Here is a 17,230-nt window from a genome sequence, read left to right on the forward strand (position 1 = left end):
GAGCCGGTCATGGACAACGAGCAGAAGCTGCGCGACTACCTCAAACGGGTGGTCGTCGACCTTCAGCAGACCCGTCACCGGCTGCGCGAGGTCCAGGCGGAGGCCACCGAGCCCATCGCGGTCGTGGGCATGGGCTGCCGGCTGCCCGGCGGGGTGACGGGTCCGGCGGACCTGTGGCGGCTGGTCACCGGGGGCGTGGACGCCGTCTCGGCGTTCCCCGCCGACCGGGGCTGGGACGTGGACGCCCTCTACGCGCCGGGGTCCGACCGCCCCGGCACGAGCCACACCCGCCACGGCGGGTTCCTGCACGACGCCGCACTGTTCGACCCGGGCCTGTTCGGGGTCTCGCCGCGCGAGGCGCTGGCGATGGACCCGCAGCAGCGGCAGGTGCTGGAGACCACCTGGGAGGCGTTGGAGCACGCCGCGATCGACCCGCTGTCGCTGCGGGGCAGCCGGACCGGCGTGTTCACCGGCGTGATGTACCAGGACTACGCCACCAGGCTGCACCGCGCGCCGGCCGGGTTCGAGGGGCAGCTCAGCCTCGGCAGCGCGCCCAGCGTGGTGTCCGGCCGGGTGTCCTACACCTTCGGCCTCGAAGGCCCGGCGGTCACGGTGGACACCGCGTGCTCGTCCTCCCTGGTGGCGCTGCACCTGGCGTGCCAGTCGCTGAGGCGGCGGGAGTCCTCGCTCGCGCTGGCCGGCGGCGTGACGGTGATGTCCACCCCGGTCACCTACATCGACTTCAGCCGGCAGGGCGGGCTCGCCCCGGACGGCCGGTGCAAGGCGTTCGCCGCCGCCGCGGACGGCACCGGGTTCTCCGAGGGCGTCGGCGTGCTGGTGCTCGAACGGCTGGCGGACGCCCGCCGCCACGGCCACCCGGTGCTCGCCGTGGTGCGGGGCACCGCGGTGAACCAGGACGGCGCGAGCAGCCGCCTGACCGCGCCGAGCGGACCCGCGCAGCAGCGCGTGATCCGGCAGGCCCTGGCCGACGCGGGGCTCACCGCCGCCGACGTCGACCTGGTCGAGGCCCACGGGACCGGCACCACGCTGGGCGACCCCGTCGAGGCGCACGCGCTGCTGGCGACCTACGGCCAGGACCGCGCCGAACCGGCGTGGCTGGGCACGGTCAAGTCCAACATCGGGCACACCCAGGCGGCCGCGGGGGTGGCCGGGGTGATCAAGGCGGTGCTGGCCCTGCGCCACGGCGAGATGCCCCGGAGCCTGCACGTGGACCGGCCGTCGCCGCGGGTCGACTGGTCTCGGGGCGCGGTCGAACTGCTGACCGCACCGCGCCCGTGGTCCGCGCCGGTCCGGCGGGCCGCCGTCTCGTCCTTCGGCGCGAGCGGCACCAACTCCCACGCGGTCCTGGAGCAGGCCCCGCCCGAGGAGGTCCCCGACCGCCCCCCGGCCGCCGGGCCGGTGCCGTGCCTGCTGTCCGCGCACGGCGCGGAGGCGTTGCGCGCCCAGGCCGACCGCCTCGCCGCCCACCTGGCGGGCGCCGACCAGGACGTGCGGGACGTGGCGCGCACCCTGGCGGGCCGGGCGGCGCTCGGGCAGCGGGCCTTCGTGGTCGCGGACGACCGGGACGGGCTGGTCGAGGCACTCGCCCACGTCGAGGGCGACCCGGTGGCCGAGCCCGGACCCGTCGCGTTCCTGTTCTCCGGGCAGGGGTCCCAGCGGGAGGGGATGGGGCGGCAGCTGCACGCCGCCCACCCCGCGTTCGCCCGCGCGTGGGACGAGGTCGACGCACACCTGTCGGTCCGGACCGACGCGGCGGCGCTGGCCCGGACCGGGTTCGCCCAGCCCGCCCTGTTCGCGCTCCAGGTCGCCCTGTGCCGGCTGGTCGAGTCCTGGGGGCTGCGCCCGGACGCGGTGCTCGGGCACTCGGTCGGCGAGGTCGCGGCGGCGCACGTCGCGGGCGTGCTGTCACTCCCCGACGCCTGCGCGCTGGTGTCGGCGCGGGGCCGCCTCATGCAGGAGCTGCCGCCGGGCGGGGCGATGGTGGCGGTCCGGGCCACCGAGGAGGAGGTGCGGCCCCTGCTGGGTCCCGGCGTCGACCTCGCGGCGGTCAACGGCCCGTCCTCGGTCGTGCTCTCCGGCGACGAGGACGCGGTGCTGGCGCTGGCCGCCCGCTTCGAGGGGGCCAAGCGCTTGCGGGTGAGCCACGCCTTCCACTCGGCGCGGGTGGAGCCGGTGCTCGGGGAGTTCCGCCGGGTCGTCGAGCGCCTGACCTTCCGCGAACCGGGCATCCGGGTGGTGGCCGGGGACGTCGCGGACCCGGAGTTCTGGGTGCGCCAGGTCCGGGAGCCGGTGCGGTTCGCCGACGGCGTGCGGGACCTGCTCGACCTCGGCGTCCGCTCCCTCCTGGAGATCGGGCCCGACGGGGTGCTGTCGGCCATGGGCGAGGACTGCGCGGCCGGCGTGCCCGCCGCCTTCGTGCCGGCCCTGCGCCGGGACCGCCCTGAGCCGCGCTCGGTCGTCACCGCGCTGGCCCGGCTGCACGGCCGGGGCGTCCCGGTCGACTGGGGGAGCTTCTTCGCGGGCACCGGGGCGCGCCCGGTGGAGCTGCCCACCTACGCCTTCCGGCGCACGCGGTACTGGCTCGACGCGCCGCGCGCGGCCGACGACGTCGTGGTGGTCGACCTCGCCGGGTCGGACGGGCTGCTGGTGAGCCGCAAGCTGTCCGCGGCGGCGCACCCGTGGCTGGCCGACCACGTCGTGCTCGGGTCGGTGCTCGTGCCGGGCACGGCGCTGCTGGAGCTGGCGGCCCTGGCCTGCGACCGGGCCGGGCTCGGCCGGGTGGCCGAGCTGACCCTGCACGCGCCCGTGGTGCTGCCCGCCACCGGCGAGGTCGAGGTGCAGGTGCGGGTGGACGGGCGGCGCGCCCTGAGCATCCACTCGCGGGCCGGCTCCGAGTGGGTCCACCACGCCGACGGCGTGCCGGCCGACGAGCCGGCCGCGCCCTCCCCGCTCGTCGACTGGCCGCCGACCGGGGCGGTCGTCCTCGACGTGGCCGGGCACTACGACCGGCTCGCGGACGCCGGGCTGCGCTACGGGCCCGCGTTCCGCGGCCTGCGGGCGGCCTGGCGCCGCGACGACGAGGTGTTCGCCGAGGTCGTGCCGCCGCCGGGGGACGCCCACCTCCCGGCGCTGCTCGACGCGGCGCTGCACGCGATCGGGCTGGGACCGGTGGGCGACGCGGGCCTGGCCCACCTGCCGTTCGCCTGGCGCGACGTCACCCTGCACGCCACCGGCGCGTCGGCGCTGCGGGTCCGGGTCACGCCGACGGGACCCGCCGAGGTGGCCGTGGAGGTGGCCGACGGCACCGGGGCGCCGGTGGCCACGATCGGGTCGCTGGCGCTGCGGCCCGCCGCGGTGGACCCCCGGCACGACGGCATGTTCCTGGTCGAGTGGGTCCCCGTTCCGCCGGGACCGCCCGCCACCGACGTCGTGCTGGAGACCTGCGCCGGCGGGGCGGCGCTGCCGGCGGGCGGCCGGCGGGCGGCCCGGCACGCCCTGGAGCGGGTGCGGGCGTGGCTGGCCGAGGAGCGGCCGGAGCGGTTGGCGTTCGTCACCGGCGGTGCGGTGGCGGTCGGGGACGAGGACCTGCCGGACCTGGCGAACGCCCCGGTGTGGGGCCTGCTCAGGTCCGCGCAGAGCGAGCACCCGGACCGGTTCCTGCTGGTGGACGTGGACGACGACCCGGAGTCGACGCGGGTGCTGCCCGAGCTGCTCGGCTCCGGCGAGCCGCAGCTGGCGATCCGCGCCGGGGTCGGGTACGCGCCCAGGCTCACCCGGTTCCCGGCGGGCGGCCGGCGGCTGCACGCGACCCCCGGCGGCACCCTGGACACCCTCGTCCGGGTCCCCGCGCCCGAGGCCGGGCGACCGCTGGGACCCGGCGAGGTGCGGGTGGCGGTGCTGGCCGCCGGGCTGAACTTCCGCGACGTGCTGATGGCGCTCGACCTGTACCCGGGGGAGGTGTCGCTGGGCGCCGAGGGCGCCGGGGTGGTGCGCGAGGTCGGTCCCGGCGTGACCCGCCTCCGGCCGGGCGACCGGGTGTTCGGGCTGTTCCGGGGCGCGTTCGGCCCGCTCGCGGTGACCGACCACCGGATGCTGGCCCCGATCCCGGCCGGGTGGACCGCCGAGCAGGCCGCCGCGGTGCCGGTGGTGTTCCTGACCGCCTACTACGGGCTGCGCGACCTCGCCGACGTGCGGCCCGGGGAACGGGTGCTCGTGCACGCTGCGGCCGGCGGCGTCGGCACGGCGGCGGTCCAGCTGGTCCGGCACCTCGGCGGCGAGGTGTTCGGCACCGCGAGCGCGGGCAAGCAGGCCGCGACCGGCCTGGACGACGAGCACTTCGCCTCGTCCCGGGACCTGGACTTCGGCACCGGGTTCCCCCCAGTCGACGTGGTGCTGAACTCGCTGGCGCGCGAGTTCGCGGACGCGTCGCTGCGGCTGGTGCGGCCCGGCGGCCGGTTCCTGGAGATGGGCAAGACCGACGTCCGCGACCCCGCCGACCACCCCGGCGTGGTCTACCGCGCGTTCGACCTGCTGGAGGCGGGTCCCGACCGGCTCGGCGAGATGCTCCGGGAGGTCGTCGGGCTCTTCGACCGGGGCGCGCTCCGCCTGCCGCCCGTGACCACCTGGCCCCTCGGCCGGGCCGGGGAGGCGTTCCGGTTCGTCGCGCAGGCCCGGCACGTCGGCAAGGTCGTGCTGACCCTGCCGAAGCCGCTCGACCCGGACGGCGCGGTGCTGATCACCGGCGGCACCGGGGCGCTGGGCGGCCTGCTGGCCCGGCACCTGGTCACCGCGCACGGCGTGCGGCACCTGGTCCTGGTGAGCCGCGGTGGCTCGGCGCCCGCGCTGTGCGCCGAACTGGCGGCCCTCGGCGCGGAGGTCACCGCGGTGGCCTGCGACCTCGCCGACCGCGAGGCCGTCGCGGGGCTGCTGGCCTCGATCCCCCGCCCGCTGACGGCGGTCGTGCACGCGGCCGGGGTGCTCGCCGACGCCACCGTGTCCGCGTTGACGCCCGAGCGGCTCGACGAGGTGCTGCGGCCCAAGCTGGACGGCGCCTGGCACCTGCACGAGCTGACCGGGGACCTCGCCGCGTTCGTGCTGTTCTCCTCGGCGGCGGGCGTGCTGGGCGGACCGGGCCAGGCCAACTACGCGGCGGGCAACGCGTTCCTGGACGCCCTCGCCCAGCACCGCCGGGCCCGCGGCCTGCCCGCCGTCTCGCTGGCGTGGGGTCACTGGGGCCGCTCCGACGGCATGGCGGGCGGGCTCGACGAGCGGGACCGCGCGCGGATGGCCGGCGCGGGGATCGCCGCCCTGTCCGAGGAGGAGGGGCTGGCCCTGTTCGACGCCGCGCTCGGCGCGGACGAGGCGCTGCTGGTCCCGGTCCGGTTCGACCCGGCCGCGCCGCACCCGGACTCGCCGCTGCTGCGGCGCCTGGCGCGCGGTCGCGACCGGCGCGCCGCCGGGCGCGCCGCACCGGCCCCGGCGGACCTGTCCGAGGCCGCGCTGCTCGACCTGGTGCGCGACCACGCGGCGACCGTGCTCGGCTTCGGCTCGGCGGCCGAGGTCGACCGCGGCCGGGCCTTCCGGGACCTCGGGTTCGACTCGCTGACCTCGGTCGAGCTGCGCAACCGGCTGGACGCCGCCACCGGCCTGAGGCTGCCCGCCACGCTGGTGTTCGACCACCCGACCCCGGAGGCGCTGGCCGGCCTGCTGCGCCGGCGGCTGCTCGGCGCGGCGGCGGAGCCGGGCGGACCGGCTCCGGTCGACCGGGTCGCGCCCGTCGCCGAGCAGATCGCCGCCGCGCCGCCCGTCGCCGAGCCGATCGCCGTCGTGGCGATGAGCTGCCGCCTGCCCGGCGGCGTCGACTCGCCCGAGGCCCTGTGGGACCTGGTCGCGGGGGGCCGGGACGCCGTCGCGGGCTTCCCGGTCGACCGCGGCTGGGACCTCGGGGACCTGGGCCCGAGCGGCGGCGGGTTCCTCCACGACGCCGCCGACTTCGACGCGGGCTTCTTCGGCATCTCGCCCCGGGAGGCGCTGGCGATGGACCCGCAGCAGCGGCTGCTGCTGGAGGGGACCTGGGAGGTGTTCGAGCGGGCCGGGATCGTGCCCGCCGCGCTGCGCGGCGAACCGGTCGGGGTCTACGTCGGCGTCCTGCACAACGGCTACGCCGAGAGCCTGGGCGACGCCCGGGACACCCTGGAGGGCCACGTGGTCACCGGCACGCTGGCCGGCGTCGCCTCGGGTCGGCCCGCCTACGCGTTCGGGCTGGAGGGCCCGGCGATCACCGTGGACACGGCCTGCTCGTCGTCGCTGGTGGCGATCCACCTGGCGAGCCAGGCGCTGCGCCAGGGCGAGTGCTCGCTGGCAGTGGCCGGCGGCGTCACCGTCTCCGCGACACCGGACGTCTTCGTCGAGTTCGGCCGGCAGGGGGCGCTGTCGGCCGACGGGCGCTGCAAGGCGTTCTCGGCGGCCGCCGACGGCTTCGGCGTGGCCGACGGGCTCGGCCTGGTGCTGCTCGAACGCCTCTCCGACGCCCGGCGCCGCGGCCACCGCGTGCTGGCGGTGGTGCGTGGTTCGGCGGTCAACCAGGACGGGGCGTCCAACGGGCTGACCGCGCCCAGCGGCCCGGCGCAGCAGCGGGTGATCCGCCGGGCGCTGGCGAACGCGGGCCTGCGCCCGTCCGAGGTGGACCTGGTGGAGGCGCACGGCACGGGCACCCGGCTCGGCGACCAGATCGAGGCGCGGGCCCTGGCGGAGGTCTACGGACCGGTCCGCGTCGGCACGGTCAAGTCCAACATCGGCCACGCCCAGGCGGCCGCGGGCGTGGCCGGGGTGATCAAGGTGGTCCAGGCGCTGCGCCACGGCGTGCTGCCCAGGACCCTGCACGTCGACACCCCGCTGCCGGAGGCGGCGGACCTGCGGCTGCTCGCGGAGGCCGAGGACTGGCGGGTCGACGGCCGGCCGCGCCGGGCCGGGGTGTCCTCGTTCGGGATCAGCGGCACCAACGCGCACCTCGTGCTGGAGCAGGCGCCCGAGGAGGCCGGGGACCCGACCGGGCCGCCCGCGCCCGTCCCGGTGGCGTGGGTGGTCTCCGCCCGCAGCGCGCCCGCGCTGGAGGCCCAGGTGGAGCGGCTGCGCGCGCACGTGCTGGCCCGACCGGACCTCGCGCCCGCCGACGTCGGCTTCAGCCTGGCCACCGGCCGGACGCTGATGGGGCACCGGGCGGTGGCGATCGGCGCGAGCCGGGACGAGCTGCTGGCGGACCTCGGCGCGGTGACCGGCGTGGCCTCGCCGTCGTCGGGCGCGGTGTTCGTCTTCCCCGGCCAGGGCTCGCAGTGGACCGGGATGGCGGCCGGGCTGCTGGCGGACTCCCCGGTGTTCGCGGAGCGGATGAGTGAGTGCGCGGCGGCCGTGCGGGCCGTGTCCGACGTCGACGTCCTCGCCGTGCTGCGGGAGGGCCGGCCGCTGGACCGGGTCGACGTCGTGCAGCCCGCGCTGTTCGCGGTCATGGTGTCCCTGGCCCACCTCTGGCGGTCCTCCGGCGTGCGGCCCGCGGCGGTGGTCGGGCACTCGCAGGGCGAGGTGGCGGCCGCCTGCGTGGCCGGCGCGCTGTCCCTGGAGGACGCGGCGAGGGTCGTGGTGACGCGCAGCAGGCTGTTCGCGGAGAGCCTGGCGGGCCGGGGGGCCGTGCTCGCGGTGGCCCTGCCAGCCGGGCGGGTCGAGCCGCTGCTGGGCCGGTGGGCCGGCCGGCTGTCGGTGGCCGGGAGGAACGGGCCCGCGTCCTCCACCGTGGCGGGTGACCTGACCGCGCTGGCCGAGTTCGCGGAGGAGTGCGCGGCCGGGGGCGTGCGGGTCCGGACCGTGCCGGACACGATCGCCTCCCACTCGGCCCAGGTGGACCGGATCCGGGACCGCCTCCTCGCCGAACTGGCCGACGTGTCCCCGCGCCCCGCGTCCGTGCCGTTCTACTCGGCGGTCACCGGCGCCCTGCTCGACCAGACGGCCCTGGGCGCGGAGTACTGGTTCCGCAACGTCCGCGAGCCGGTCGACTTCGAGGGCGCGGTCCGGTCCGCGCTCGCCGCCGGCCACTCCGCCTTCGTCGAGTGCAGCCCGCACCCGGTGCTCACCACGAGCGTCGCGGAGATCGGCGCCCAGATCGGCGCGGAGCTCGGCACGGACGTGGGCGCGGACCCCGGCGTGGTCTCGGTCGGCTCGCTCCGCCGCGACGAGGGGCACCTGCGGCGGTTCCTGACCTCGGTGGCGGAGGCGCACGCCCGCGGCGTCGAGGTCGAGTGGTCGTTCCCGGCCGGGGCGCGGATGGTCGACCTGCCGACCTACGCCTTCCAGCGCGAGCGCTACTGGCCGGACGGCGCCCGGACGGCCGACGTGCGGTCGGCGGGCCTGAGCAGCGCGGACCACCCCCTGCTCGGCGCGGCCGTGGCCGTGGCGGAGCCCGATGGCCTGGTGTGCGCCGGCCTGCTGTCGACGGGCACCCAGCCCTGGCTGGCCGACCACGTGGTGTCCGGCGCGGTGCTCTTCCCCGGCACCGGGTTCGTCGAGCTGGCCCGCCACGCGGGCGACCAGGTCGGCTGCGGCGCGCTGGCCGGGCTGACCCTGACCGCGCCGCTCGTCCTGCCGGCCGGTGAGGCCGTGCGGGTGCAGGTCGCCGTGGGCGCGCCGGACCCGACCGGGGCGCGGCCGGTGACCGTGCACTCCCGGCGTTCCGACGACGACCCGTGGACGAGGCACGCCACCGGCCTGGTCCGGCCGGCCCCGCCGGCGGACCCTCCCGCCCCGGTCCACTGGCCGCCGGCCGACGCGGTCGCGCTGGACCTGGCCGGCCTGCCCGGACAGCTGGCCGGGGCCGGCCTGGCGTACGGGCCCGCGTTCCGGGGCCTGACCGCGGCCTGGCAGAGCGGCGACGAGCTGTTCGCCGAGGTGCGCCTGCCCGCGGTGGTCCGGGACGCCGACCGGTACGGCCTGCACCCGGCCGCCCTGGACGCCGCGCTGCACGTGCTGGGCCGCGCGGGCGGCGGCACGTCCCTGCCGTTCGAGTGGTCCGGGGTCTCGCTGCACGCCACCGGGGCGTCGAGCCTGCGGGTGCGGCTGACGCCCCTGGGCGCCGACGCCTTCGCGGTGGAGGTGGCCGACGCCACCGGCGCGCCGGTCGCCTCGGTGGAGTCCCTGTCGTTCCGGCCCGTCGGGGACGCGCGGCCGGACTCGCTGCACCGGCTCGACTGGACGCCGGTGCCGGTTCCGCCGGCCACCGGTCCGGCGGCCGGGGTGGTGTTCACCGAGGACTTCGCCGACACCGCCGACGCGCTCGGGCTGGTGCAGGACTGGTTGGCCCAGGAGACCCGCGCGCGACTGGTGTTCGTCACCAGGGGAGCGGTGTCGACCGGGCCCGGCGAGGACGTGACCGACCTGGAGCGGGCGCCGGTCTGGGGCCTGGTCCGGTCCGCGCAGGCGGAGCACCCCGACCGGTTCGGGCTGGTGGACCTGGGCGGGGACCTGCCCGCGCGCGAGGTTCCCGCCACCGCCGGGGCGGCTGTCCCTGCGGCTGTCGCCGCAGCCTTCCCTGCGGCTGTTCCTGCGGCTCTTCCTACGGCTGTCGCCGCAGCCGTCCCCGCAGCCGTCCCCGCGGCCCTTCCCGCAGCCGTCGCCGCGGCCGTCGAGGCAGGGGAGGCCCAGCTCGCGGTCCGCGGCGGCGAGCTGCTCGCGCCCCGGCTGACCCGGCTGGTCGACGACCCACCGCCGCCGACCGGCCCTTGGCGCCTGCACAGCGGCGGGGGCGGCCTGGAGGACCTGTCGTTCGCCGCCTCGCCCGAGGCCGACCGGCCCCTGGCCGCGCGCGAGGTCCGGATCGCGGTCCGGGCGGCCGGGCTGAACTTCCGGGACGTCCTGGTCGCGCTGGGCCTGGTGCCCGAGGGCGACCGGGCGATCGGCGCCGAAGCCTCGGGCGTGGTCGTCGAGGTCGGCCCGGAGGTGACCCGCTTCGCGCCGGGCGACGCCGTGGCGGGCCTGTGCTCCGGCGCGTTCGGCCCGGAGGCGGTCACCGACGAACGGCTGCTGGCCCGGGTGCCGAGGGGGTGGACCCACGTCGAGGCGGCCTCCGCGCCGGTCGCCTACCTCACCGCCCACTACGCGCTCACCGACCTGGCGCGCGTCGAACCTGGCCAGGCGGTGCTGGTGCACGCCGCGGCCGGCGGGGTGGGCATGGCCGCGGTCCGGTTGGCCCAACGGCTCGGCGCCGAGGTGTACGCCACGGCGAGCGAGGGCAAGTGGGGCGCCCTGCGCGCGCTGGGCCTGCCGGACGACCGCATCGCCTCCTCCCGCGACCTGCGCTTCGCGACCCGGTTCGGCCCGGTGGACGTGGTGCTGAACTCGCTGGCCGGCGAGTTCGTGGACGCCTCGCTGCGGTTGCTGCGCCCCGGCGGCCGGTTCCTGGAGATGGGCAAGACCGACCTGCGCGACCCCGCCGACCACCCGCAGGTCGACTACCGGGCGTTCGACCTGCACGAGGCCGGGCCGGACCGGATCGCGCGGCTGACCGCCGAGCTGGCGGAGCTGTTCGACCGCGGGCTGCTGGGGCCGCTGCCCACCCGGCCGTGGGACCTGCGCCGGGCCCGGGAGGCGTTCCGGTTCGTGGCGGGCGCGCGGCACGTGGGCAAGGTCGTGCTGACCGCGCCGAAGCCGCTCGACCCGGACGGCACGGTGCTGGTCACCGGCGGCACCGGCACCCTCGGCCGGCTGGTCGCCCGGCACCTGGCGACCCGGCACGGCGTGCGGCGCCTGCTGCTGACCACCCGGCGGACCGACCACCCGCCGCTGGAGCCGATCGCCGGGGTGGACGTCGAGGTGGTCGTCTGCGACGTCGGCGACCGGGACGACCTGGCGCGGCTGCTCGCCCGCGTCCCCGCCGACCACCCGCTGACCGCGGTCGTGCACGCGGCCGGGGTGCTCGACGACGGCGTGGTGGAGTCCCTGACCCCGCAGCGGCTGGACGCGGTGTGGCGGCCGAAGGCGGGGGCGGCCCGGCACCTGCACGAGCTCACCCGCCACCTGGACCTGGCCGCGTTCGTGCTGTTCTCCTCCGGCGCGGGCGTCCTCGGCGCCGCGGGCCAGGGCGGCTACGCGGCCGCGAACGCGTTCCTCGACGCCCTCGCCGCGCACCGGCAGGCGCGGGGGCTGCCCGGGGTGTCGCTGGCCTGGGGCCTGTGGGCGGACCGGAGCGGGATGACCGCCGACGCCGACACCGCGCGGCTGGCGCGGGCCGGGCTCACCGGCCTGTCCGCCGAGGAGGGGCTGGCGCTGTTCGACGCCGCCCTGGCCACCGGTCTCCCGCTGGTGGTCCCGGCGAAGCTGGCGGCGCGGGCGCGGGTCCGCCGCCCGGCGGCCCGGTCGGCGCGGTCGGACGCGGACGGGCTGCGGCGCCGGCTGGCCGCCCTGCCGGCCGCCGACCGGCGCGCGGCGCTGGTGGAGCTGGTGCGCGGGCACGCGGCCGCGGTGCTCGGCCACGCCGATCCCGCGGCGGTGGACCCGGAGCGCGCCTTCCTCCAGGCCGGCTTCGACTCGCTGACCGCGGTGGAGCTGCGCAACGGCCTCAACGCGGCCACCGGCCTGAGGCTGCCGACGAGCGCGGTGTTCGACCAGCACACCCCCGCCGGGCTCGCCGCGCGCCTGCTCGACGAGCTCGACCTCGGCGGGCCCGCGACGACCGACCTGCTGAGCGACCTGTTCCGCCGGGCCGTGGCCGACGGGCGGGTGACCGAGGGCCTCGACCTGCTCAGGGCCGCCGGCGGCCTGCGGCCCGCGTTCACCTCGTCCGCGCGGCTGCCCCGGTTCCCCGAGGCGGTGCGGCTCGCCCCGGGACCGGCCGGGACGAGGCCGCCCGGCCTGCTCTGCCTGCCCTCGCCGATGGTGATGGGCGGGGTCCAGCAGTACGCCCGCCTGGCCCGGCACTGGCGCGGGCTGCGCGAGGTGCACGCCGTGCCGGTGCCGGGCTTCGCCGAGCACGAACCGCTCCCGGCGTCGCCGGACGTCCTGGTCGACGTGCTGGCCGAGGTCGTCCTGCGCCGGGGCGAGCCCGGCGGGCAGGTGCTCGTGGGCTACTCCTGGGGCGGGCTGCTCGCGCTGGCCACCGCGGGGGAGCTGGAGCGGCGCGCGACCCCGCCCGCCGGGGTCGTGCTGCTCGACACGCACCTCACCGGCGTCGGGGACCTCTTCGAGCGGCTGCTGCACGGGCTGCTGGAGCGGGAACCGCTGTTCGGCCCGTTCACCGGCACCCGGTTGTCGGCGATGGGCCAGTACCTCCGGCTGCTCGACGGGCACCGCCCGCCGGAGGTCGCCGCGCCGGTGCTGTTCGTGCGACCGGAGGGCTCGGCCGCGCTGCGTCCGGGCTGGCCCCGCGTCCGCGACGTGCCCGGTGATCACTTCACGATGGTGCGCGAGCACGCGGGGGACACCGCGCTCGCGATCGAGGAATGGTTGGGAGAGTTGGATGAGAGTGCTGTTCACGACCCTGGCGGCCAACGCGCACCTGTACAACCTGGTGCCGCTGGCGTGGGCGCTGCGCGCGGCGGGGCATGACGTCCGGGTCGCCGCCCAACCGGACCTCACCGACGCGGTGGCCCAGGCCGGGCTGACGGCCGTCCCGGTCGGTCCCGCGCTGGATCTGGCGGAGCTGGCCCGCCAGGCGCGGGAGCGGCCCAAGGAGCAGACGGTGTTCGGCTCGCGGTACGACATCACCGAGACGCGGGAGGAGCGGCTCACCCTGGACTACGTCCGGGGCGTGTTCACCACCTGGTCCTCGCTGGGCCTGGAGCGGCTGGCCCAGGACGCGGTGCTCGACGACGTGGTCCGGTTCGCCCGGAACTGGCGGCCGGACCTGGTCCTCTGGGACGCGCTGACCTACATGGGCCCCATCGCCGCCCGCGCGAGCGGCGCGGCGCAGGTGCGGGTGCTGTTCGGGCTCGACCACGTCGCGCGGATGCGCGCCCGCTTCACCGAGCTGGGCGGCGGCGAGGGGTCCGACCCGCTGGCGGAGTGGTTGTCCGCCAAGCTGGAGCGGTTCGGCTGCGCCTTCGACGAGGACCTGGTCCTCGGCCGGCGCACGGTCGACCCGCTGCCGCCCTGGACGAGGTTCCCCACCGCCGCGACCTACCTGCCGGTGCGCCACGTGCCCTACAACGGCCGGTCGGTGGTGCCGTCGTGGCTGGTCGAACCCCCGGCCCGGCGCCGGGTCTGCGTCACCCTCGGCCTGTCCCGGCGCGACCTGTGGGGCCGCGACCGGTTCTCGGTGGACCACCTGTTCGAGGCGGTGGCGGACCTGGACGTCGAGGTCGTCGCGACGCTGACCGCCCGGCAGGTCGAGTCGGCGTCGGCGGTGCCCGACAACGTCCGGCTGGTCGACTTCGTGCCCCTGGACGCGCTGCTGCCCACCTGCGCGGCGGTGGTCCACCACGGTGGCGCGGGCACGACCGGGAACGCCGTGGCGCACGGTGTGCCGCAGCTCGTCGTCCCGGGCAACATGTGGGACAAGGCGGGGTTGGCGGACCTGGTGGCGGAGCAGGGCGCGGGCCTGGTGGTGGACCACGAGCGGCTCACCGCGGCGGCGCTGCGCGGGCAGCTGGTGCGGCTGCTCGACGAGCCGGTGTTCGCCGAGTGCGCGGAGAAGGCGCGCTCGTGGGCGCAGGGAGCCCCCACGCCGCACGAGCTCGTGCCGGAGCTGGAGCGCGTCGCGCTCGGGCCCCGGTGAACGGGGGTCGGGCGGGGGTGCGGGACCCGCGCCCGGCGGCCCGGCCCCCAACCCGCTACCGCCGATCGGTCCTCGGCCCCCATCCCGCCACCTCCGATCGGCCCCCGTCCCGCCGCCGACCGTGCCCCCGTCCTACCGCCGCCCGCGTCCCCGTCCCCCGCCGACCGTGCCGCCCGAACCCCCACCCCGCAGCCGGCCCCGGCCGGAACAGCGGCCACCCCGGGCCGAGAACCGGTCCCCGAACCCCTTGACGCCGCCCGCCGGGTGAAGTTCTCTCGTGGGAGAGCGCTCTCCCACATCTCGCCCACCTCCCACCGCGGCCCCCGCCGCGGTGCGCACTCCCCTGCCTGGAGTCGCCATGCCCGCTGCGCTCACCCGGCACCGCCGCCGGGTCCTGCCCCTGCTCGCCGTGGTCGCGGCGCTGGTCGCTGGCCAGTTCGCCGCCACCCGCGCCACCGCCCAGAGCGCCCTGCTCTCCCAGGGCAGGCCCACCACGGCCTCCTCCACCGAGAACGCGGGCACGCCCGCCTCCGCCGCCACCGACGGCAGCACCAGCACCCGCTGGTCCAGCGCCTTCGGCGACCCCCAGTGGCTCCAGGTCGACCTGGGCGCCACCGCGACCGTCGACCGCGTCTCCCTGGTGTGGGAAGGCGCCTACGCGACCGCCTTCCAGGTCCAGACCTCCGCCGACGGCGCCGCGTGGACCACGGTCCACACCACCACCGGCGGCACGGGCGGCACGCAGCACCTCGCGGTCACCGGCACCGGCCGGTACGTGCGGCTGCTCGGCACGGCCCGCGCCACCGGCTACGGCTACTCGCTCTGGGAGTTCCAGGTCTACGGCACCCCCGGCGGACCGCCGCCCGCGAGCACGCCGATCTCCCAGTACAAGCAGGTCGCCGCCTCCAGTTGGGAGGGCGGCAACGCGCCCGCCGCCGCCCTCGACGGCCGCACGAACTCCCGCTGGTCCAGCCAGTTCGCCGACGACCAGTGGATCCGGGTCGACTTCGGCGGCGTCGCGGTGGTCAACCAGGTCGTGCTGACCTGGGAGGGCGCCTACGCCCGCGGCTACCGGGTCGAGCTGTCGAACGACGCGACCACGTGGACGCAGGTCTACGCGACCACCACCGGCGCGGGCGGCGTGGAGCGGCTCACCGTCTCCGGCTCCGGCCGCTACCTGCGGCTGTTCGCCACCACCCGGGCCACCGGCTACGGCGTGTCGCTGTGGGAGCTCCAGGTGTTCGGCACGGTGGACTCCTCGGCCACCACCCCGCCGCTGCTGTCGCGGCCCACCAGGGCCCCGGCGAACACCGGCCGCTTCGCCCTCACCGCGCCGGCCGACCAGGCGATGGTCACCGGCACCCGCCGCCCGGCGTTCTCGTGGGCCTCCTCGCCCGGCGCGGTCCGCTACCAGGTCTGGCTCAACCTCAGCCGCAGCGACTACGACTTCGCCGCGTCCGGCAACCTGCTCGACCTCTACACGAAGGTCGCCGAGACCACCGCCACCACCTACACGCCGACCTGGGACGTCGCCGACCGGTGGACCTACCGCTGGTTCGTCGTCGCGGTGGACGGCGCGGGCGCGACCAGCGCCTCCACCATCCGGACGTTCAGCCTCTACCGACCGACCCTGTCCACTGCGGACGACGGGATCCGGGTGGTGAACGGCAGCCGGGACCTCAACCGCAACGGCGCGGTCGAGCCGTACGAGGACTGGCGGCAGCCCGTGGAGACGCGGGTCAACGACCTGGTGGGCCGCATGACGGTCGAGGAGAAGGCATACCAGCTGTTCTACAACGCGCAGGCGTTCCCCCGGTCGGGCTGGCACTTCGGGCCCGCCGAGGCGCAGGACCTGCACAACGCCCTGCTGGCCTCGTCCGGCACCCGCCTGGGCATCCCGTTCGTGTCGGCGGGCGACACCATCGCCGGGTACAAGACGACCTACCCGTTGCAGAGCGCGCTGGCCGCGGCGAAGAACTACCCGTTGGCGCACAAGCTGGGTGACGTGCAGCGGCGCGAGCAGTTGGAGGTCGGCACGCGCGGCGTCCTCGGTCCGCTGGCCGAGGTCGGCACGAAGGTGCTGTACCCGCGCATCCAGGAGGGCAACGGCGAGAGCGCCGACGTCGCCTCGGCCCAGGTCCGGGCGCTGGTGACGGGGTTGCAGGGCGGACCGGAGCTGAACCCGGCTTCCGTGCTGGCCACCGTGAAGCATTGGCCGGGCGAGGGCGCGGGCGGTGAGGCGGTCATCGTGTTCGACGAGGTGACGGTCAAGTACCACACCGCGCCGTTCCGGGCCGCGATGGAGGCCGGCGCGGTGAACATCATGCCGGGCTACGCGGGCAGCACCCTGCTCGACCCGGGCGGCCCCGGCGCGGGCGACAGCGCCAAGATCCTGGCCTACCTGCGGCAGAACCTCGGGTACACCGGCCTGATCACCACCGACTGGCTGCCGTCGGGCAGCTGGATCGGGGCGGCCAACGCGGGGTCGGACGTCATGGGCGGGGCCGATCCGGGCGCGCCGGGCTTCAGCATGGCGCAGTTCACCGCGGCCGTGCCGGCGGCGCGCATCGACGACGCGGTGCGGCGCGTGCTGCGGATCAAGTTCAAGCTCGGCGTCTTCGAGAACCCCTACGGCGACCCGGTCAACGGGCCGTACCGGTTCCACAAGCCGGAGTACGCGGCACTGGCCAACCAGGCGTCGCGGGAGGCCATGACGGTGCTGCGCAACAACGGCGTGCTGCCGCTGCGGCTCAACCCGGGCGACAACGTCGTGGTGGCGGGCCCGCGCGCGGACGACACGGCCGCGTGCTGCATCTGGACCAGCTACTTCCACCAGGAGTACGGCTCGCGGACGATGTACCAGGCGATCCGCGACCGGGGCGCGCAGGCCGGGGTGAACGTGCACAAGGACACCGGGCCGTCGCCGAAGCTGGCCGTGGTCGCGGTCGGGGAGACCTCGTACACGCACGCGACGAACTGGGTGAAGGAGCAGCCGTACCTGCCGCCGGACCAGTTGGCGCTGATCCGGGACTTCAAGAGCCGGGGCATCCCGGTGGTGGTCGCGCTGGTGCTGCCCCGGCCGTACGTCATCACCGAGTGGCACGAGCTGGCCGACGCGATCGTGGTCACCTACCGGGGCGGCGAGGAGATGGGCCCGGCGCTGGCGTCGCTGCTGTTCGGCGACTACGCGCCGAGCGGGAAGCTGCCGTGGCAGCTGCCCAGGGCGCTGTCGGACGTGCTGCGGCCGGGCGGCACGGACGTGCCGGCGGACGCCACCGAGGCGTGGGACCTGCCCTACGACCTCGGCGCCACGGCGGCCCAGCGCGCCGAGATCAGGGCCAGGATCGACGCGGGCCAACCCCTGCCGACCAACTACGGCAACCCGCTCTACCCGTACGGGGCCGGGCTGACCGGCTGGTGACGATCGGTGGCGGTCCCGTTCGGCGGGGCCGCCAC

3 protein-coding genes are annotated in these 17,230 nt (G+C 77.1%); all 3 read left to right on the forward strand.

Annotation, left to right across the window (positions count from 1 at the left end; all coding sequences use genetic code 11):
• The first annotated feature begins 9 nt into the window (after positions 1-9).
• The 3 genes from Q5530_RS17425 (at position 10) to Q5530_RS17435 (ending at position 17,195) form a co-directional block, all read left to right on the forward strand.
• Positions 10-12,606, forward strand: coding sequence for an SDR family NAD(P)-dependent oxidoreductase (locus tag Q5530_RS17425; protein WP_415363458.1), 12,597 nt, complete (start codon positions 10-12; stop codon positions 12,604-12,606).
• Entirely contained in the window at positions 12,518-13,774 is a 1,257-nt protein-coding gene (locus Q5530_RS17430; RefSeq protein WP_415363459.1) for an activator-dependent family glycosyltransferase, read from the forward strand. The genes Q5530_RS17425 and Q5530_RS17430 overlap by 89 nt, the downstream gene beginning before the upstream one ends.
• A 358-nt stretch (positions 13,775-14,132) precedes the next feature.
• A complete protein-coding gene (locus Q5530_RS17435; protein WP_415363461.1) occupies positions 14,133-17,195 on the forward strand; it encodes a discoidin domain-containing protein in 3,063 nt (1,020 codons plus the stop codon).
• Positions 17,196-17,230 lie beyond the last annotated feature (35 nt).

It is taken from the genome of Saccharothrix sp. BKS2 (genome assembly GCF_047689505.1).
Classification (GTDB): domain Bacteria; phylum Actinomycetota; class Actinomycetes; order Mycobacteriales; family Pseudonocardiaceae; genus Actinosynnema; species Actinosynnema lopnurensis.

Bases quoted from the DNA above. Each gene is read 5' to 3' on its own strand.
- Q5530_RS17435 (WP_415363461.1), top strand. From the start codon at position 14,133: ATGCCCGCTGCGCTCACCCGGCACCGCCGCCGGGTCCTGCCCCTGCTC.
- Q5530_RS17430 (WP_415363459.1), top strand. From the start codon at position 12,518: ATGAGAGTGCTGTTCACGACCCTGGCGGCCAACGCGCACCTGTACAAC.
- Q5530_RS17425 (WP_415363458.1), top strand. From the start codon at position 10: ATGGACAACGAGCAGAAGCTGCGCGACTACCTCAAACGGGTGGTCGTC.